Below are 19,608 nucleotides of genomic sequence, written 5' to 3'. Positions count from 1 at the left end.
TTACGGGTATGAAGTTGAAAGGCTATGAAAAATTCTAGTGCTAACGTTAAATTGGGTATAAACCCTAATTAACATATATGAATAATTATATTATTAAACTGGAAGATAGTCTCTTGTAAGTTAGTGCTTTATAGAGGCGGGTGCTGCGCTGAAAGAAACGGGTTCTGCGCTTTACACCCTCTTTTCTGGAGCTGAATGCTATAGAAAAGAGGGTACTTATACCAGCATTGCATGATTGGTGTGCCTTGGAAGGGTAGGGGCGGTGCGCGAAACCTACCCCTACCCCTCCGAGGAGGGGAATACGCCTATGAAGGAGAAAGGAATGCGTGAACTGCGTGTGTAAACATCCCCCTTCGCCCCCTTCAAAGGGGGAGTATCTGCTTTAGAAGAGTAAATACTAGAGGTAGAGTTCAGCCAGTACTCTCTGCTACTTTCCCCAGTTCCAGTCTTCCCCGAGCGCATACCGCCAAAGATGAAACAATACAGCACTTGCACCTGCGGAGTAACCGGATAAGCCAAGGGAACAGCATATTCCGTGCACCCACTAATTGCTCTACAGAAGCCAGTTCCAGGCGAGGCTAAAGCGCAGTAAGGAACCGATCAGTATCAAAAGCCCCCTGTCAACAACGGGCTGCCAATGGAAAAAGAGCTATCAGTGAAAACGAAAGAAATCTTTGTGCCTTCGGGCGCAAAAGAAATAACTTGTTGTCACCAGGGAAACAATCCAATGAATGATCCAAAGAAACAGGCGAGGGAGACCTTATGAAGCCAACACTATTCTTTCTTCTCCCCAGCGGCTAACTGCTGCTGAAGCCGGGCTAGGTCAGCGTCCAGCTTTTTCAACTCGGCCTGGCTGGGCTTGTTCTGGACGGTTTTCTGGAGGAGGTCGGTTTTTTGTTGGAGGACGCGTTGTTTCTCCTGTAAAAGCTGGAGGCGATCCTTCATCTGCTGGGCTTGTAGCAGTTGTTTTCCCAGGCCGGTGGTGTCGCCGGAAATGGTGGTGTTGCTGTGCGTGACTACGACGGAACGGTGAAAAGTGCCTTTCAGGTCTACATGATCGCCCTCGTTTAATTGAATGGTTTCTCCGTCTGCCGCCTTGAAAGCACCGTTGGGTTGCAGCGTGGCGCCGTTAGGGAACGTTCTGGCCTGGGCCAACGGGGTAAAGTCTTTCCCTTTTACCTCCATCATTTTCCCGTTACGCATGATCATGCCCTTACGCAAAGGAGTGACGCTGGTGGTAATGGTGCGGCCGCTCGCACTTTTTCCCATAGAGGCATTCTGGGCCTGGGCTAGCGCGGGGGCGAAGAGAATCCCCAGAAACAACCCGCCCGCTAAGATGAAACGTAGTCCCATAGTTATATAGCGTAGTTTTGGTATTTATACGGTGTTTTCCCGAAAACAGGCCAAAAACAGGAACTGAAGGGGAAAACAGTTCACGTGTTGCTTTCCTTTTTCCGCTCTTTCAGGTACTGAACAATACCGGGCAGAATAGACAGGAGAATAATAACCGGGATAGCGTAATGCAAGTAGTCTTTTAACTGCGGAAACTGCTGCCCCAGGTAATAGCTGGCCAGCACCAGAGAGCAAATCCAGAGGGCGGTGCCCATCAAACTCAGCAGCAAGAACCTGCCCAGGGTCATGCCCGTTACCCCGGCCAACAGCGGGTTGAACGTACGCACCACCGGTACAAACTTGCCCAGCACAATAGCCGATTTCCCTTTCTCGCGGTAGAATTTTTCGGCCCGATCCAGGTTTTTGCGTTTGAAGTACCATGTATCTTCTTTATGGTAGAGCTTTTTGCCCATCTTGCGGCCAATGGAAAACCCCAGCAGGTCTCCGGCCACGCCGGCCGCTGTCATGCTGGCCAGAAGCACACCCACCGGCACCTGCAGCACATCGGCACCCGCCAACAGACCCGTAGCCAGCAAAAGGGAGTCTCCGCCGGGAATAACCAAGCCAATGAGCAAGCCCGTTTCCACAAAAACCACAAGGAGAATAAGCGTGAGGCCGCCGTACCGGATCATGTTTTCGGGGCTGGAAAACAATTCTGACCATGAAACCTGGAGAAAGTCTGTCATTTGCCTAGCGAGATGGATTTACGGGCAATACGCACGCGGTAAGTGAGATGTTGATGGTATTTTTGAGGCGGCCCGTAGAAATACGGCCGCTAAGTTGCTGATTTTGCGGCAGGAACATATATTTGAGATCCCCTAAAGTTGCTGGTTAAAGATGAAGATTGAAGAAGAAATAAAGCAGAGCGTTTTTAAGGACGTTTACCAAAAATCGTACATAAACGTAATTTTTACCTCTAACTGGCTGGAACAAAGGCAATCTGCGCTGTTTAAGTCGTTTGGCGTCACGCTGCCGCAGTACAACGTGCTGCGCATTTTGCGCGGGCAATACCCTAAACCGGCCACGGTGAACCTGCTCATAGACCGCATGCTGGACAAAACCTCCAATGCCTCGCGCATTGTAGACAAACTGGAGGCCAAAGAACTGGTTACCCGCAAACAGTGCCCCACCGACCGGCGCACCGTGGACATCCTCATCACCGACAAAGGCCTTGAGTTGTTGCAGCAGATGGATGCCTTAGGCAACGAGGGCTATACCGGCCTGAATAAACTAACCCAGGAAGAGGCCGAGCAATTAAATGTTCTCCTAGATAAGATCAGAAGCTAAATTTTGCTTACCTTATATTCGTTTACAGCCTTTTACTACTACACCATTTACGAGTTAATCCCATGAAAAAAATGTTACTGTCCCTTATGGTAGCGGCTGCCGTAGGGGTTTCTGCCTTCACCATGGTAGCCCCGGGCTCTCCAGAGAAAGCGATGGCACCTAAAAACACGGTGGCGTATGCCGTCCAGAATTACAAAGTTATTCCTGCGGAAAGCAAAATCACCTGGATTGGCCGTAAGGTGGGAGGGGAGCACAACGGCAACGTCACGCTGACCAGCGGCACATTGTTACTAGATAAGGCTTCGTTTAGAGGGGGTACATTCGTGATGGACATGACCACCATCACCTGCAACGACCTGGAAGGCGGCTCTAACAAGAGACTGGTAGACCACCTGAAATCTGATGATTTCTTCTCAGTGGCGAAAAACCCTACCGCCATGTTCGCGGTCACCAACCTGACCCCCAAAGCGAACGCGAAGGCCGGAACCGCCAACTACATTGTGACCGGTGACCTTACCATCAAAGGCATCACCAACCAGATCTCTTTCCCGGCCATGGTAAACGTGAAAAAAGGCGTGGCCACCGCCAAAGCCACTTTGAAATTTGACCGTACCAAGTGGGACATCAAATTCCGCTCCGGCAACTTCTTTGAGAACCTAGGCGACAAAGCCATTCAGGATGACGTGGAGTTGAATATAAATCTAGTAGCCAAAGAAGAAGCAGTCGCTAAAAAGTAATTGCTCTTTCTTCGGGTTGAAAACGGTCAGTGCCTGGTAGGTGCTGACCGTTTTTTATAATAAGATTGTGTAAAGAATTGAGCTACAGCTTTGTGATAACTGTTTAGAATATTGGCTTTCTTAAAGTGTACTTGTGAATTTAATTAATCCATTTGCAGGATTTGTTTTGAATCTAATGTAGAAAGAGTTGTCCTGTAATCAACTAAAATCAGTTTGCCTCATTGATAAGTCGGTAAGTGGCCTTAATGGATAAACTTATATTTTCAAACGCTTAATCAAGAATTTTTAATAATATATATTTGGGAATCTGCTAAAACAATTTGGCTGAAATGTAGCCTTAAAAGTTTTCTGTGCAGTTTATTCAGTATAGGTTCTTCTAAGTAGTCCTTAAAGAAGGTGATTAATATATTATATGAGTACAAAGTTTTTTACGAACGAAGAACAAAACACCCTTCTAAAAAAGATAGAAGGAATTTTTAAACACAAAAACATTTATTTTCTAGATGCTTTAGTAGGTTACTTCAGAGCTTCAGGATATTTTCAAATAAGAGAGTTTGTTGAGAAAGCGCAGGAGATAAGAATACTGGTAGGCATAAACATTGACTATTTAGTCTACCAAGCTAACCAGCAAGGTGTTCTGTTTGATGGAGATGCTGAAAAAGCACAAGAAGAGTTCTTTCAAGAAATTAAGAAGAATATTCAGGAAGCGGCTTATGACAAGACCGTGGAAGCGGGCATGCTGCAGCTAATTCGGGACATTGTCACTGGTAAAGTAAAAATCAAGATACATCCCAAGCAGAATATACACGCCAAGATTTATATTTTCAGGGAAGAGGTGAAGCACGACCACGGGTATGGATCAGTCATTACGGGCTCTAGTAACCTGACAGATGCAGGCCTTTCTAAGAATTTTGAGTTTAATGTTGAGCTAAGGGATAACTCTGACATTGATTTTGCCACGCAAACATTTGAGAAGTTATGGGAAGAGGCAGTACCGGTTGACATAGACAACATAGAAAAGCTACAGAAAGAAACCTATCTGAATGACAACTATACGCCGTATGAAATCTACCTCAAATTCTTGGTAGAATATTTCGGTAAGAGTATTGAGTTTGACCCTAACTCCATCTCTGATTTACCCAAAGGCTTTAAAAGGCTTTCTTACCAAGTAGATGCTGTAAACGATGGGTTTACCAAAATGATGAAGCACAATGGTTTCTTTCTGGCCGATGTAGTGGGGCTGGGCAAAACCATTGTCTCTACTTTGATTGCTAAGAAGTTTTTCTATACCAATGGTTTTCCAGAGCATCGTTCCAGAACTTTAATTATTGTACCTCCTGCCTTAAAGGAGAACTGGATTGAAACTATTGAGAAATTCAATCTGGATAATGTGAAGATTGTTACCAATGGTAGCCTTCATAAGGTGCGTGATGCTACTATCTATGATTTAATTATTGTAGATGAAGCACATAAGTTCAGGTCAGATACGGCAGGCATGTACAATGACTTGCAAAAGATTTGTAAAACACCAACTAGGAGGGTTTTGCCAGACGGAACAACTGTAGCTAAAAAAGTTATGTTGGTCTCTGCCACCCCTTTGAACAACCGCCCAGAAGACATTGCCAACCAGGTGTATCTGTTTCAGAACAGCAAAGAATCTACTTTGGAAACAGGAAACCTACAGAACTTCTTTAGAGGGCAGATAGATGCTTATAAAAAAATTAAGCATGAAACAGACATTGCCAAAGTTCAGAAAGGGGTAAAACAGATTTATGAAAGAATAAGAACCAAGGTAATAGAGCCATTAACTGTACGCCGTACCCGCACAGATTTGCAGGCCCATGAGCTTTATTCTAAAGACCTGATAAACCAAGGAATCACCTTTCCAGTGGTGAAACAACCTAAAAAAATTCTATATGTTTTAGAACCGCATCTTGAAGATTTGTATGACATTACCATAAAGGTGTTAAGCCATGAGACGGAAGGATTGACGTATAACCGGTACCGTGCTATCGGGTTTTTGAAGCCCCATAAAAAGAACAAGTATAAGCAAGCAGACATGATTTCAGCGCAATTGGCTAAAATCATGAAAACGCTTTTGGTAAAGCGTATTGATAGTAGCTTTCATGCGTTTAAAAAGTCTTTGCACCGCTTTATGAAAGCTACCGAAGCCATGGTAACCATGTTTGAAAACGGCAAAATCTTTATTGCACCCAATCTGCCGGTTTCTGATATGATAAACGAAGGCAGGGAAGAGGAACTTTTGAACTTGGTATTAGAGCAATCCATTGAAGACCCAACCATTGAAATTTGCGAACCAGATGATTTTGAATACAACTTTTTTCCAGGGCTCCAGAAAGACCTTCAGTTATTGCAGGGGCTTTGCGGTGAATGGGCCAAGGTAAAACAAGACCCTAAATTAGAGGTGTTCATTCACTACCTGCAAAATATCTTGTTAGATAGTAAAATTAACCCAACATCTAAATTGGTAGTGTTTTCTGAGAGCAAAGAGACTACCGCTTATTTAGAGGAAGAGTTGCCCAAATACATTTCTGAAAACCTTATTTCAGTTGACAGCAAAACGCGCAAAGACCGTATGCCCACCATCCGGAAAAACTTTGATGCGAATTATGCTGGAGAAAAAGAAGACGTTTATAAAATTATTCTAACAACTGAAGTTCTAGCAGAAGGAGTAAACCTGCACCGGTCTAACGTGATTGTCAACTATGACACGCCTTGGAACTCCACCAGATTAATGCAACGCATTGGCCGGGTGAACAGAATTGGCTCCACTGCCGATGAGGTGCACGTGTTCAATTTCTACCCAACGGCTAAAGTTAACAATGACATTGAGCTGGAGAAAAAAGCCATCATGAAGCTTCAGGCATTTCATGCAGCTTTAGGCGAGGACAGCCAAATTTACTCACCAGATGAAGAAACAGAAACCTTTGGTTTATTTGACAAAAAGCTAGAAGAAGAGAAAGACGAGAAGCTGGCTTATCTGATGATGATAAGAGACCTGAAAGAAAAAAGGCCGGGCCTGTTCAAGCAAATCAAAAACATGCCTTTTAGAGCCAGAGTAGGCAGAAAGAAAAAGGAACTGAACCAAAGTACCATCTGCTACATCAAAGACAGCAAGCGCGATTCTTTTATTCAGGTAAAAGCAAACGAAGAGACAGAAGAACTTACGTTTTTGGAGACGGTTAAAATTTTTGAAGCAGATGTGCTGGAACAAGCTATACCGTTGCATAGCCAACACCATGAGCAGGTACAGGCCGGGCTTTTACTTTTTTCTGATTTGCTGGAAAGAGAGAAAGCCAGAGACAAAAAGATTGATACCACCCAAGGCCCTAATGAGAAGAAAGCCAATGCTTATTTAGACGGTATCTTAAATTTGCCCCTGGTGAATGAAGAAGAACGGGTACTCATTCTCAAGGCTAAAGAAGCTATTAGATTAGGACGTTTCCAGAATCTACAGCGAGATATTAACAAGTTCCAGAGAGCCCTAAAAAAAGCCCCTTTAAAACCAGCCATTGTCTTAGAAAAAATTATAGATATATTAAATGCTTATCCCTTGGTGCATGAGGAAGTAGACCAAGAGGTTGAGAAGAAAGTAGTACGGGCAAGAGTATTAAATCCTGAAATCATTATTACAGAAAGTTTTAGCCTTTAATATGGCAAAGAAGAAATCTATACAGGTACAGGGAAATGAAATCACAATCCTGAACCAAGGAGAAGGTGATTTTATCTCGCTGACAGATATGCTCAAAGCCAAAGACGGAGAGTATTTTATCTCTGATTGGTTGAGGAATAGGAATACAGTGGAGTTTCTGGGTATTTGGGAATCGGTGTATAACCCAAATTTTAATTATGGCGAATTCGACATAATTAAAAGCCAGGCAGGGTTGAACAGCTACCGCATTAGCGTAAAAGAATGGGTGGAGAAGACTAATGCCGTGGGCATAAAAGCTACTGCAGGCAGGTACGGTGGCACCTATGGCCATTCTGATATCGCCTTTGAGTTTGGTATGTGGATTAGTGCCGAGTTTAAAATATACCTGATTAAAGAATTTAAGCGGCTTAAAGAAGATGAAAGCGACCGCCTAAAGTTGGAGTGGGATTTCCAGCGCACCCTCACCAAAGTAAACTATCACATCCATACGGACGCCATCAAGGAAAATTTGATTCCGGGTGCCTTAAACAAAAGCCAGGCCTCTACCATTTATGCCAACGAAGCCGATGTCTTGAACATGGCCTTGTTTGGGAAAACCGCGCGGCAGTGGCGGGAGCAAAATCCAGGCAAGAAAGGAAACATCAGAGACGAGGCCACCATTGAACAGTTGGTGGTGCTTTCTAACATGGAAAGCATTAATGCCATGCTTATCCATCAAGGCCTGGATCAATCTGAGCGGTTATTGCAGCTCAACCAATTGGCCATTACCCAAATGCAATCTTTGCTGAACCATCAAAGCGCTATCAAGAAACTGAAATGAAGGAAAAAGAGCTTAAACACACATTACAGCAAAGATTTAAGTTTGACCTCTGGAAAGAACTTCTGCCATTTTTCTTTAAGAAAATAGAGTACTTCAGCACACCTGAGCTTTTATTTACTGGGAATGATAGAGTAATAGAAGGCCAGCAGGTAGGCACCGTTAAGCTAGATGATGGCAAGCAATTGGCTATCATTATTATTGAGGTTGATAACAGCATTATCATTAGCCGCAACCGGCAAGAACTCAGGAACATTGCCATCCAGCCTATTGATCAGAACATTGTACATGGCACCCTGGCGTTCTTCTTCAATAAAAACCAGCCTGACTACCGTTTTTCCTTTATAGCCAAAGAGGCCAGCATAAATGAAGAAACTGGGGAACTGATAAAAGGCGAAACCAAGCCCAAGCGCTATACCTATTTGCTCGGCCCCAACGAGGCCTGCACTACACCCTCCAAACGCCTCTTGGCTCTAGCCGACCAGAAAACTAAAGGTGAGGTGAACCTGAAGCAACTGAAAGAAGTGTTTTCTGTTGAGCCGCTAAAGAAAGACTTTTTCAAAACTTATAAAGCCCAATATGAAAAGTTCTGGAAGCACCTGGCCAATGAAGAAAATCCATTTAGGGAAAGACTTATTGATGCTGCTAAAGGTTTAGAGGAAAAAGAAGACAAAAAGAGAGTTCTGCAGGAAAAGCCAATCAGAGATTTTGTAAAGAAACTGTTAGGCAGAATTGTGTTCCTGCATTTCCTGCAAAAGAAAGGTTGGATGGGCTGTTCCCCTACCTCAAAAGATTGGGTAGACGGTGAGCCACGCTTTATGCAACGCCTGTTTGAAGATTTTTCTGAGCCTGAACACTTTCATAGCAAATGCCTCACCGCGTTGTTTTTTAATACGCTCAACAGCAAACGACCTAATGATGCGTTTGAGGTGAAAGGTTTGAATGGCAGACTAAATGGCTCCAGGGTACCTTACCTCAATGGCGGCTTATTTGAGCCTGAAAAGAACAAGGCCACGTTAGAAGTTGATTTCCCGGTAGATTTTTTCAGAGACTTACTGGAGTTTTTTGAACAGTACAACTTTACCATAGACGAGAACAGCCCCGAAGACCACGAAGTAGGTATTGACCCCGAAATGCTTGGCCACATCTTTGAAAACTTGCTGGAAGACAACCGCGACAAAGGCGCTTTCTACACGCCCAAAGAGATTGTGCAGTACATGTGCAAAGAGAGCCTGATACAGTATTTGCTCAACACTTTTGCGGGAGAAACAAGCATTGAACAGTTTATCAGGAACCATACGGTTTCTACTTTCCTGCAAGACAGAGACAATGCGCTTCTGCTTAACCAAAAGCTAGATGATATAAAAGTATGTGACCCCGCCATTGGCTCAGGGGCGTTTCCTATTGGTATGCTGCAAGAGATTTTTGAGGCCAAACGTTTCATCTATCCTTACCTCAAAACCAATAAAGATTTTAAACCCGCCGAAGTAAAAAAGAACATCATCCAGAACTCAATCTACGGGGTAGATTTGGAGAAAGGCGCGGTAGACATTGCCCAATTACGTTTCTGGCTTTCTTTGGTAGTAGAGGAATTGAACCCGCATCCTCTGCCTAATTTGGATTATAAGATAATGCAGGGCAATAGCCTTTTGGAACAGTACATGGGCATTGACCTGAGCCAAATGGGTAAAACCAAAAATGATGTGCAGGTGATAGAGCCAGCCCGAGACTTGTTTGGCAACATTCTGGAGAGCCAACTTAAAATGACGTTCTCCCAAACCCGCACCACCCAGAAAATACAAAATCTGATTAAGCAATTCTTTACCATTGAAGCCGGTGAAGAGAAAAAGCGCATACGCGAAGAAATAAACAGTCTAGTATTGCAGCACATTGAGTACAACATTGAGTTGCGCGAGAACCAGCTGCACCGCATAATTAATGAATCAGGCAACTCTGCTAATTTAAGTAAAGCGGGATTAAAGAAATATGAAGCCTGGCAAAACAACTTAACCCAACTGCGAGAAACCAAAACCCAGCTACTCAAGATTCAGGATACCGATGAGCGCCCATACTTCTTGTGGCACCTGTACTTTATGGATGTTTTTGAGCAAGGTGGCTTTGATGTGATAATAGGGAATCCGCCTTATATTCAGTTGCAAAGTATGGGCAAAGCCGCTGATACATTGCAAGAAGTTGGTTATGAAACATTTGCCCGTACAGGTGATATCTACTGTTTATTCTATGAGAAAGGGTTTAGCCTTCTAAAGCAAAAAGGAGTATTGAGCTATATTACTTCTAACAAATGGATGAGAGCAGGTTATGGTGAAAAAATGAGGTCATACTTTGCCAGCCATACCAATCCTTTATCATTGATTGACTTTGGCGGCTATCAGGTGTTTGAATCGGCAACGGTAGACACAAACATTATGATTGCTGAAAAGTCTCCTTTTCAGAATAACGTGAGTACTTGTGTTTTGAGCAAGGGGTTCAGCCTAAATAATATGAGCGATTATGTTCGGCAGCACAGCCACCGGACGTCTTTCGGGGCGGGCAGCAGCTGGGTGGTGCTCAACGAGGCGGAGATGCGCATCAAGGAAAAGATAGAGAAGGCCGGGGTACCTTTGAAGGATTGGGATGTCAATATCTACAGGGGAATTTTGACAGGCTATAACGAGGCCTTCATTATTGATACAGCAACTAAAGATAGATTAATTGCTGCTTCGCCAAATTCAGCCGAAATTATTCGACCGATTTTAAGAGGCAGGGATATTAAAAAGTATAGAGCCAATTTTGCTGACCAGTGGATGATTTTTACTAGGAGAGGAATTGACATCGAAAGATATCCATCTATTAAAGAATATTTATTAAAGAATTATGACTTCTTAAAACCTAAAGGGGATAATGATCAGCAAGGGAGAAAGCCAGGTGCTTATAAATGGTTTGAAATCCAAGATAATGTGGCTTATTATAACGATTTTGATAAGGAGAAAATAGTTTGGATTGAATTGACGGATTCACCAAAATTTGCGCTTGATACAAAGGGGTACTATCTTAATAACACCATTTTCTTTATGACAGGAGATCATTTGAAATATCTACTGGCGTACTTAAATTCTCGATTATGCGAATGGTATTTTGATAAAATTGCAGCTACTTCTGGAGTAGGCACAAGAAGATGGATAAAAATCTACATTGATCAAATTTGTGTACCAAACCCAAGTATGGATTTTGAGACTAAAATAAACTGTTTAGTTGATAAAGTTATCTCAGAGCTAAACCAAGAGAATCTAAAAAATATAGACCGTCACTTTTATGATTTCTTTAAATTAACAGAAGAGGAAATAGAGAACATAGAACATGCTTTACTTTAGACTTGCATATAAATAAATCAGTTCTTTTAATATGCAAGTCTGAAGGTTAATAAATCAATTAATTGCTTTTCTTCAATGGTTAAATTGTACAAATGGCTAACTATGGAGTCGATTTCAACTTCTTCCTTTATTGTTTCCTCTCCAGCTTCTCTTTTTAACAATATATTTTGCACTTTCTCTGTAAGAAGCTCTTGTGCCTCTTTGGACGGAACAGGTATGGGCAGGTTTTCGACAAACATAGGCTTATATTCAACATACCCACCACTTCTTGAAACACCTAGAGATTTAATATAGTAATCACCAAGCTTTGAATTAAGTATTGCAATTAAATAAAGATTATTAGTTACAAAAAAAGGAGAAGGAGCATTTATCATAAAACCATCAGGAATAATTGTGAATTGAGATTGTTGAGCAAGATTACCCCAGGCTACTTTAGGCTTATCAAACTCATCTAAATAAGCGCAGTTCCTAAGGTTTGTCCAATGGTCTCCTTTATCTAAACGTAACTCCAGCTTTTCCCTAAATTTGCTTAGGAATTCGAAGACTGCTGGATAATCATTTATAACATCAACTCTTGGAATTTTTTTGCTTTTTAACCCATTGTGAGCATTGATTAACCATAGCCCTTCCCATTGGTAAGAATACCTTTTAATGTTTCTACCTAAAAGAATCGGTCGAATGATTTCTTCACTTTTAGGACATTTCTCAATCAACTCTCTCCTTGTGGCATCATCTATAATGAAGGCTTCATTAAAACCCGTCTTAATACCATAGTTAATTTGAACATCCCAATCCTTCAAAGGTACCCCGGCCTTCTCTATCTTTTCCTTGATGCGCATCTCCGCCTCGTTGAGCACCACCCAGCTGCTGCCCGCCCCGAAAGACGTCCGGTGGCTGTGCTGCCGAACATAATCGCTGGCTTAACTTATGAGATAACTGCAACTGTAATATTTATACTTAAATAATACATCTAAAACCTGCTTAGAATAATTGCCGCTATTATTTTTAGCAGTAAAAACATGAACTACGGTTATATACGGGTAAGCACAGACAGGCAAACCACCCAAAACCAGAAATTTGAGATAAAGAAGTACGCCAGAGAGCAGAACCTACTTATTAATGAGTGGATAGAAGAAACCATAAGCGCCACCAAAAAACTAGAGGATAGAAAATTTGGAGCGTTACTGAAACGCATGCAAAAAGGCGACTTGCTGGTAGTGACAGAACTTTCAAGACTTGGCCGGAACCTGATGCAAATCATGAAGATACTGCACGACTGCATGGAGAAAGATATTCAGGTCTATACTATCAAGGAGCGCTATGAGCTAGGAAACAACATCAATTCTAAAGTTCTTGCCTTTGCTTTCGGACTGTCCGCAGAAATAGAACGGAATCTGATTTCTCAAAGAACCAAGGAAGCGTTGGCAAGGCGTAAAGCAGAAGGTGTAATCTTAGGCCGCCCCAAAGGCAGCAAAGCATCTTATGTAAAACTTACCGGGAAAGAAGAAGAAATCAAGGAGTTATTAGACAAAAAGATATCTTACAGCGCTATCGCCCGAATATTATGCGTTCATAGGCTTACAGTAGCGAATTTTGTAAAAGCTCAGGCCTTGAAAATCAAACAGGTAAAGGGGGGAAATTAATCTTAGGGCTGATTTTAGCTACACTTGCTACTGCTTGTATTTATGAGATATCCTTTGGACTTTAATAAAAAGCAAAGTTGATTTTTGGTTAAGGAGATGAATTATGTTCGATATATTATTCTCTACTTCAAATCGAAATACTGAACCTGTTTAGAGTTTTTCATTAACGTACATTTAAAGCAATTCCTCTGGGGCTAGCATCCACTTATGCCTTCGTTTTTAAGCTATTTTCAGAAAAGTGGGCTAAAAACCAGACTTTTAGCTGTACACTTCTCGTAAGCATCCGCTTGTACTGCCGTTTTCTGCCTGTTTTTATGGAAACAGGCAGAAAACGACGGTAGAGCTTCATTGATAATAATTGAATCTTTTACAAAAACTTAAAGTAAAAGCCCGGAAGCTTGGTTCTCAGACCATGCTTCCGGGCTTTGGCAATTCCGGTACACCAGATTACGTCTAAAGGGTAGTTTTCGCTACTGACCGGTTGTAATCGGGTTCCCAGTCATTAATGGGCAGGCAAATGCCTGGGGGAAGATCCAGATCGGGTAAACCATCGTTGAGGGGTTCGCCGCCGTCATCGTCGCTGTCATCCTGCGGGGGCACACTAATTCTTTTACGGGGGGCTAGTGCCAAAAAAGCTATCAAGGCAAACATAACCAAAGAGTATACGATCATCATACAACTTGATGAATTAAAAGTCTCACATCACATCCACACTAGCTAAGCGGTTCATTTTGTTCAACGTAGGGTTGCCCGCCTATGTTGAGCCGTAGCGCAAAAAAAACTTACATAAGTGGCGGGGCCGGTTGGTTTTGAAAAAGGGCAGGCGTAGCTTTGCCTCAGTTTAGGGGTGCCTTAAGATAACGGGCTGAGATCATACCCATTGAACCTGATCCGGGTAATGCCGGCGAAGGGAAAAACAAGGGAACAAAACAGAGTGGGAGCACCGGCCCCTGGTGGCTCCTGGTTGTTTTATCTATTTTTTACCTTTTCACATGAAAAACGCTTTAGCCCTGCTCATGGGCTGCCTGCTGCCTTGGCTTGCCCTGGCACAGAACACGTTGTCGGGCCGTGTAGTAGACGCCACCACGCGAGCCCCGCTCCTCGGAAGTACCGTTACCCTTTCTGCTGGCAACCGCATCACTTCTACCTCTTCTGATGGCCGTTTCACCTTCACTAACCTGCCTGCCGGCGAGTACACCCTGCAAGTAAGTTACCTGGGCTACGCCACGGGTACCCAATCTGTCAATGTGCCAACCGCCCAACCGGTGGAGATTTCCCTCATCCGCACCAGCGTGGCTACCAAGGAAGTGTTGGTGACGGCCACCCGTGCCAATGAGCGGACGGGCACCACGTACACCAACGTAAGCAAGCAGGAGCTGGAAAGCCGCAACTTCGGGCAGGATTTGCCCTATTTGCTGGAAAACACACCATCTTTGGTCACCACTTCAGATGCGGGGGCCGGCGTAGGCTACACCAGCATGCGCATTAGAGGGTCAGACATTACCCGCATCAATGTGACCGTGAACGGAATTCCGGTGAATGACGCCGAAAGCCATGGCGTTTTCTTCGTGAACATGCCAGATTTCGCCTCTTCCTTGCAGGATGTGCAGATTCAGCGCGGCGTGGGAACCTCGTCTAACGGGCCCGGAGCCTTCGGTGCCAGCCTTAATTTGCAAACCCAGGGTGCCAGCCCAGAGGCGTATGTCCGCACAGACAATGCCTATGGTTCCTATAACACCTGGAAAAACAACGTGCAGTTCGGCACCGGTTTGCTGGGCGGAAAGTTCGCGGTAGATGGCCGTTTGTCCCGCCTTTCCTCTGACGGGTACATTGACCGTGCCACCTCAGACCTCAAATCCTTTTACCTTTCTGGCGGTTACTACGGAGCCAAAGACTTCCTGAAAGCAGTGGTGTTTGGCGGGCATGAAGTCACGTACCAAGCTTGGAACGGGGTGTCTGCGGATATGCTGGAAACGAACCGAACCTTCAACTCTGTGGGAACAGATTACGGCAGCACAGATATTCCGTATGAAAATGAGGTAGATAATTACCAGCAGTACCACTACCAGTTACACTATGGCCACGAGTTCAGCCCTGTCTTGTCACTGAATGCAGCTTTGCATTACACCAGAGGCTATGGGTTTTATGAGCAGTACAAAGTCAATGAACGCTTTACCGGGTACAACATTCCGCCGGTAACCATTGGCAATGCTACGCTGTCTCGCACAGACTTAGTAAGCCAGAAATGGTTGGACAATCACTTCTACGGAACCACGTTTGCGTTGCAGTACAGCGGGGCAGGTAAACTTTCTGCCGTTTTAGGTGGCGGTTGGAACCGGTATACCGGCGCGCACTTCGGGGAGGTTATTTGGGCGCAGTACGCATCTACCATCAGGCCCGGCCACCGCTATTATGAAGGCGATGCCCGCAAAACCGATTTCAACGTGTATGGCAAAGCCACGTTGCAGGCCACAGATGCCCTGAGTTTCTTTGGAGACCTGCAGTTGCGTACGGTAGCCTATACAATAGACGGCACAGATGATGACCAGCGTGATGTAACCACCCGCGCCAATTACACATTCTTCAACCCCAAAGCCGGTATTACTTACGCTTTCTCAGATGCTCATAACCTGTACGCCTCCGTCGCGGTAGGACATAGAGAACCCACTCGCTCAGATTTCACAGACCGGCCGGCCACCGACAGAGCCACCGCAGAGCGCATGATAGATTATGAGGTGGGTTACCGTCTGCGCCAGCCCCTGGGGCAGCTGAACGGACTACCTATGCTCTTTACGGCTGACCTGACTTATTTCTACATGGACTACAAGAACCAACTGGTACTTACTGGTCAGATCAATGATGTGGGCACCGGCCTGAGAACCAACATCCCGGAAAGTTTCAGGACTGGGGTGGAACTGGCCGCCGGCGTAGGGGTAGGCGAGTTCGCCCGCCTCAGTACCAACCTCTCCCTCAGCCGCAACCGCATTAGGCAATTTACAGAAGTGCTGGCCTACGACTACAATCCGGAGGATGTGGTGGTAAACCAATACGAGGAAACCACCATTGCCTACTCGCCCAGCTTCGTTTCTTCTACCCAGCTGGAGGTGCAGCCGTTGACTGGTGTGCGTTTCCAGTTCCAGTACAAGACCGTAAGTGAGCAGTTCCTGGACAATACCGCCAACCAAAGCCGCCGCATCAGGCCCTATGAGGTGGGCGATGTGCGGGTGTTTTACCGCTTCAAACCCACTAACTGGATGAAGGAAATAGAATTGGGCTTGCTGGTGAACAACGTGCTCAATGAAGAATATGAAGCCAACGGTTATACCTATACTGAGCTTTACACCGGAGACCCTAACCGCTATGACTATAACTATTACTTCCCGCAGGCTCCCCGCAATTTCATGGCCCAAGTAAGCCTGCGTTTCTAAGCTGTTTTCAGCAAAACCGGTATAAATAGGAAACCCTTGTCTTTTCAGGCAAGGGTTTCCTATTTATACCGGCTTCTTACTCCCTTTTTCCCTAAGCTTGCTACATGTGCAAGGCAAGTTGAAAACTTGCTGTAGGTCTACCACAAGTTACGCCAGCGCTAATTTTGCCTTCAGACCGACAATGAAATAGGTGTTGCCGTTTTGGGCCTGTTTCATAGAAAACACCTCCAAAACAGACGGAGCAATCAATGTTGTGAAAGGTTTTGCTCACAAGTGTTGGCGGGGGCGGGGTTTCTTGTTAAGTTTGGAAACAGACAGTAATGGCACCCTAGAACCTATGGCTACAGACAACTCCAGCGCCCCAGACTACTTTAACGTAGACGACCTGCTCACCCATGAGCACAAACTTATCCGGCAGACCATGCGCGACTTCGTGCGGCGCGAAATCTCCCCTAATATTGAGAAATGGGCCCAGGACGCGCATTTCCCTTCTGAGATTGTCCCTAAGTTCGGGGACGTGGGTGCGTTCGGCCCCACTATTCCCACGGAGTACGGCGGCGGCGGAATGGACTACATCAGCTATGGCATCATCATGCAAGAGATTGAGCGCGGCGATTCGGGTATGCGGTCTACCGCCTCGGTGCAGGGTTCTCTGGTCATGTATCCCATCTACGCTTACGGTTCTGAGGAGCAGCGCAAGAAATACCTGCCTAAGCTGGCTAGCGGTGAGTGGCTGGGTTGTTTCGGGTTGACGGAGCCTGACTTTGGGTCGAACCCCGGCGGCATGGTCACCAACATCAAAGACATGGGCGACCATTACCTGCTCAACGGGGCCAAGCTCTGGATCTCCAACTCGCCGGAGTGCCAGGTGGCCGTGGTGTGGGCGAAAAACGAGCAGGGCCGCATCAAAGGCCTCATCGTGGAGCGCGGCATGGAAGGTTTTTCCACCCCCGAGATTCACAACAAATGGAGCCTGCGCGCGTCTACCACCGGTGAGCTGGTGTTTGAAGACGTGAAAGTGCCCAAAGAAAACCTGCTGCCCAACGTGGATGGCCTCAAAGGCCCGCTCGGCTGCCTGGATTCGGCAAGGTACGGCATCGCTTGGGGAGCCATCGGCGCCGCCATTGACTGCTATGAATCTGCCCTGAACTATGCCAAGCAGCGCATCCAGTTTGACAAGCCCATTGCCTCTTTCCAGCTCATCCAGAAGAAACTGGCCGAGATGGTGACCGAAATCACCAAGGCGCAACTGATGGTCTGGCGCTTGGGTGTGCTCAAGAACGAAGGCAAAGCCACTACCCAGCAGATTTCCATGGCCAAGCGCAACAGCGTAGACATGGCCCTGCACGTGGCCCGCGAAGCCCGGCAGATTCACGGCGGCATGGGCATCACCGGCGAATACCCCATCATGCGCCACATGATGAACCTGGAAAGCGTGATTACCTATGAAGGCACCCATGACATCCACCTGCTCATCACGGGCGCAGACATCACGGGCATTCAGGCGTTCAAGTAGTGGTGATTGATTTGTTGATAGTGATTAGTTTTTAGATAAACGATAAGAGGGCAGTTGCGGAAACGTGGCTGCCTTCCTTGTTTTTCGTGTCCTTGTTGGTGTTCTCACCAACCATCGTTTGCCGGCTCCTTTCCCAAAACTGGCATCAAACTGAACTGATTTGAAGGTGTTGATGAGAACATAACCAATGGTGAAAAACTTTTCAGAGTAGGCTAATCATTAGAGAAAATTGCGGAAACGTAGCTGCTTTTCCTGTTTCTAAGCCGTTTTTTTGGAAACAGGTTAAAAGTAAGAAGCTAAAGTGATTAGCTAATCAGAAGTTATTTGGCGAAAAATAATAGCAAAAAGATAGTTCTTAGTCTTCTCTTCGGGAGCGTTTTTAGCGTGTGATGTGTTATCTTTACATCTGAATCTTTGCTTACCACGCTAAGAGATATTACCATGAGAGAAGACTATTTAAGCGGCTCTGCCGACCATCTTTCCCCCGCCGAGAAGGAGTATGACAAGGCCCTGCGGCCGTTGGACTTCAGCGACTTTACGGGTCAGGCGAAGGTGGTAGATAACCTGAAAGTGTTTGTGGGAGCGGCCATTATGCGGGGCGAAGCACTGGATCATGTTTTGTTGCACGGCCCTCCCGGCCTGGGGAAAACCACCCTGTCCCATATTATTGCCAACTCCTTAGGTTCCAACATTAAGATTACGTCTGGCCCGGTATTGGACAAGCCCAGCGATTTGGCCGGTTTGCTCACCAACCTGGAGAAGAACGACGTGCTGTTCATTGACGAAATCCACCGCCTGAACCCCATTGTGGAAGAGTACTTGTACTCTGCCATGGAAGATTACAAGATTGATATCATGCTGGACTCGGGGCCTAACGCCCGTTCTGTGCAGATTTCCTTGAACCCTTTTACGCTCATTGGCGCCACTACCCGCTCCGGCCTGTTGACTTCGCCCTTGCGGGCGCGCTTCGGGATTAATGCGCGGCTGGAGTATTATGATTCTAAATTGTTGACTACCATTGTGCAGCGTTCCGCCGAGATTCTGGGCTCGCCTATTCTGGAGGATGCCGCTTTCGAGATTGCCCGCCGGAGCCGTGGTACCCCGCGTATCGCCAACAACCTGCTGCGCCGCACCCGAGACTTCGCCCAGATCAAAGGCGACGGCACCATCACGGTAGACATTGCGCAGTTTGCCCTCAACGCCTTGGACGTGGATCACAACGGTCTGGACGAGATGGACAAACGCATTCTGATGACCATCATCGATAAATTCAAAGGTGGTCCGGTGGGGCTTTCCACCATCGCTACCGCCTGCGGTGACGAAGCCGAAACCATTGAAGAAGTCTATGAACCCTTCCTGATTCAGGAAGGCTACATCAAGCGCACCAGCCGCGGCCGGGAAGCCACCGAAGCCGCGTACCGTCACCTGGGCAAGATTCCACCGAACCACGTACGCAGCGGCACCTTATTTGACAATGCCGAGTAGTTTGCGTTTTAGGGCTGTTTTAAATGAATTAAGCTTGAAACGGCAAGACACTCGTAGGAGCTGCGCGCGCTATGAGGTTTTAGAAAAACACTTTAGTAAGTGCAAACCTCACAGGTTTTGAAAACCTGTGAGGTTTTTTGTTTCCCTAGCCAATTCCGCTGCCATTCCGTTTCTGGCCTGTTTTCTAAGAAATAGGTTTAAAACAGAAAATGCCGCAACTGAAATTCTTTTCCGCCAATTTTGTTCTCTTGAAACGATC

The 19,608-nt window shown here is 45.6% G+C and carries 13 protein-coding genes and 1 riboswitch; of the genes, 9 read left to right on the top strand and 4 right to left on the bottom strand.

Annotated elements, in window-relative coordinates; genetic code table 11:
* Positions 1-774: 774 nt before the first annotated feature.
* Entirely contained in the window at positions 775-1,353 is a 579-nt protein-coding gene (locus HHO50_RS02180) for a DUF6799 domain-containing protein (RefSeq protein WP_181304365.1), read from the bottom strand.
* A gap of 80 nt (positions 1,354-1,433) precedes the next feature.
* Complete coding sequence (locus tag HHO50_RS02175) at positions 1,434-2,078, bottom strand: DedA family protein (protein WP_181304364.1); 645 nt, start codon at positions 2,076-2,078, stop codon at positions 1,434-1,436.
* A 151-nt stretch (positions 2,079-2,229) separates the two neighbouring features.
* Here HHO50_RS02175 and HHO50_RS02170 point away from each other — a divergent pair, with 151 nt between their 5' ends.
* From HHO50_RS02170 to HHO50_RS02150, 5 genes are all read left to right on the top strand, one after another.
* Positions 2,230-2,679: a MarR family winged helix-turn-helix transcriptional regulator gene (locus HHO50_RS02170; RefSeq protein WP_181304363.1), complete on the top strand. Its 450-nt coding sequence runs from the start codon at positions 2,230-2,232 to the stop codon at positions 2,677-2,679.
* Positions 2,680-2,741: 62 nt separating this feature from the next.
* Positions 2,742-3,416: a YceI family protein gene (locus HHO50_RS02165; protein WP_181304362.1), complete on the top strand. Its 675-nt coding sequence runs from the start codon at positions 2,742-2,744 to the stop codon at positions 3,414-3,416.
* A 412-nt stretch (positions 3,417-3,828) separates the two neighbouring features.
* Positions 3,829-7,089 (top strand): helicase-related protein, encoded by a 3,261-nt coding sequence (locus HHO50_RS02160; RefSeq protein ID WP_181304361.1) that lies wholly within the window; start codon positions 3,829-3,831, stop codon positions 7,087-7,089.
* Between the two features lies 1 nt (position 7,090).
* On the top strand, positions 7,091-7,909 hold the full coding sequence (locus tag HHO50_RS02155) for a KilA-N domain-containing protein (RefSeq protein ID WP_181304360.1): 819 nt from the start codon (positions 7,091-7,093) through the stop codon (positions 7,907-7,909).
* Positions 7,906-11,277: a TaqI-like C-terminal specificity domain-containing protein gene (locus HHO50_RS02150; protein WP_181304359.1), complete on the top strand. Its 3,372-nt coding sequence runs from the start codon at positions 7,906-7,908 to the stop codon at positions 11,275-11,277. Before HHO50_RS02155 ends, HHO50_RS02150 begins: the two co-directional genes overlap by 4 nt.
* A 26-nt stretch (positions 11,278-11,303) precedes the next feature.
* On the opposite strand, the gene HHO50_RS02145 is transcribed toward HHO50_RS02150, so the two are convergent.
* Positions 11,304-12,116: a TaqI-like C-terminal specificity domain-containing protein gene (locus tag HHO50_RS02145; RefSeq protein ID WP_181304358.1), complete on the bottom strand. Its 813-nt coding sequence runs from the start codon at positions 12,114-12,116 to the stop codon at positions 11,304-11,306.
* A gap of 180 nt (positions 12,117-12,296) precedes the next feature.
* Here HHO50_RS02145 and HHO50_RS02140 point away from each other — a divergent pair, with 180 nt between their 5' ends.
* The gene (locus HHO50_RS02140; protein WP_181304357.1) at positions 12,297-12,920 is read left to right on the top strand and encodes a master DNA invertase Mpi family serine-type recombinase; all 624 of its coding nucleotides are present in this window, start codon (positions 12,297-12,299) and stop codon (positions 12,918-12,920) included.
* 453 nt (positions 12,921-13,373) lie between these two features.
* On the opposite strand, the gene HHO50_RS02135 is transcribed toward HHO50_RS02140, so the two are convergent.
* The gene (locus HHO50_RS02135; RefSeq protein WP_181304356.1) at positions 13,374-13,595 is read right to left on the bottom strand and encodes a hypothetical protein; all 222 of its coding nucleotides are present in this window, start codon (positions 13,593-13,595) and stop codon (positions 13,374-13,376) included.
* Positions 13,596-13,753: 158 nt separating this feature from the next.
* A riboswitch (TPP riboswitch) is annotated at positions 13,754-13,851 on the top strand.
* 61 nt (positions 13,852-13,912) lie between these two features.
* Here HHO50_RS02135 and HHO50_RS02130 point away from each other — a divergent pair.
* The 3 genes from HHO50_RS02130 to ruvB all read left to right on the top strand — a co-directional run bounded on the left by HHO50_RS02130 (position 13,913) and on the right by ruvB (position 19,349).
* Positions 13,913-16,348 carry a TonB-dependent receptor gene (locus HHO50_RS02130; RefSeq protein ID WP_181304355.1) on the top strand — a complete coding sequence of 812 codons (2,436 nt, stop codon included), beginning with the start codon at positions 13,913-13,915 and terminating at the stop codon, positions 16,346-16,348.
* A 337-nt stretch (positions 16,349-16,685) separates the two neighbouring features.
* Positions 16,686-17,864 (top strand): acyl-CoA dehydrogenase family protein, encoded by a 1,179-nt coding sequence (locus HHO50_RS02125; RefSeq protein ID WP_181304354.1) that lies wholly within the window; start codon positions 16,686-16,688, stop codon positions 17,862-17,864.
* 441 nt (positions 17,865-18,305) lie between these two features.
* A complete protein-coding gene (ruvB, locus tag HHO50_RS02120; protein WP_181304353.1) occupies positions 18,306-19,349 on the top strand; it encodes a Holliday junction branch migration DNA helicase RuvB in 1,044 nt (347 codons plus the stop codon).
* Positions 19,350-19,608 lie beyond the last annotated feature (259 nt).

Source organism: Rufibacter sp. XAAS-G3-1, assembly GCF_013623775.1.
Classification (GTDB): domain Bacteria; phylum Bacteroidota; class Bacteroidia; order Cytophagales; family Hymenobacteraceae; genus Nibribacter.
The sequence above is the reverse complement of the archived record's forward strand: the minus strand, read 5'-3'. Positions and strand labels throughout refer to the sequence as shown.

Coding starts and splice junctions, on each gene's coding strand:
- HHO50_RS02145 (WP_181304358.1), bottom strand. CDS start 12,116: ATGCGCATCAAGGAAAAGATAGAGAAGGCCGGGGTACCTTTGAAGGAT.
- HHO50_RS02165 (WP_181304362.1), top strand. CDS start 2,742: ATGAAAAAAATGTTACTGTCCCTTATGGTAGCGGCTGCCGTAGGGGTT.
- HHO50_RS02180 (WP_181304365.1), bottom strand. CDS start 1,353: ATGGGACTACGTTTCATCTTAGCGGGCGGGTTGTTTCTGGGGATTCTC.
- HHO50_RS02135 (WP_181304356.1), bottom strand. CDS start 13,595: ATGATGATCGTATACTCTTTGGTTATGTTTGCCTTGATAGCTTTTTTG.
- HHO50_RS02140 (WP_181304357.1), top strand. CDS start 12,297: ATGAACTACGGTTATATACGGGTAAGCACAGACAGGCAAACCACCCAA.
- HHO50_RS02170 (WP_181304363.1), top strand. CDS start 2,230: ATGAAGATTGAAGAAGAAATAAAGCAGAGCGTTTTTAAGGACGTTTAC.
- HHO50_RS02150 (WP_181304359.1), top strand. CDS start 7,906: ATGAAGGAAAAAGAGCTTAAACACACATTACAGCAAAGATTTAAGTTT.
- HHO50_RS02160 (WP_181304361.1), top strand. CDS start 3,829: ATGAGTACAAAGTTTTTTACGAACGAAGAACAAAACACCCTTCTAAAA.
- HHO50_RS02155 (WP_181304360.1), top strand. CDS start 7,091: ATGGCAAAGAAGAAATCTATACAGGTACAGGGAAATGAAATCACAATC.
- HHO50_RS02175 (WP_181304364.1), bottom strand. CDS start 2,078: ATGACAGACTTTCTCCAGGTTTCATGGTCAGAATTGTTTTCCAGCCCC.
- HHO50_RS02130 (WP_181304355.1), top strand. CDS start 13,913: ATGAAAAACGCTTTAGCCCTGCTCATGGGCTGCCTGCTGCCTTGGCTT.
- ruvB (WP_181304353.1), top strand. CDS start 18,306: ATGAGAGAAGACTATTTAAGCGGCTCTGCCGACCATCTTTCCCCCGCC.
- HHO50_RS02125 (WP_181304354.1), top strand. CDS start 16,686: ATGGCTACAGACAACTCCAGCGCCCCAGACTACTTTAACGTAGACGAC.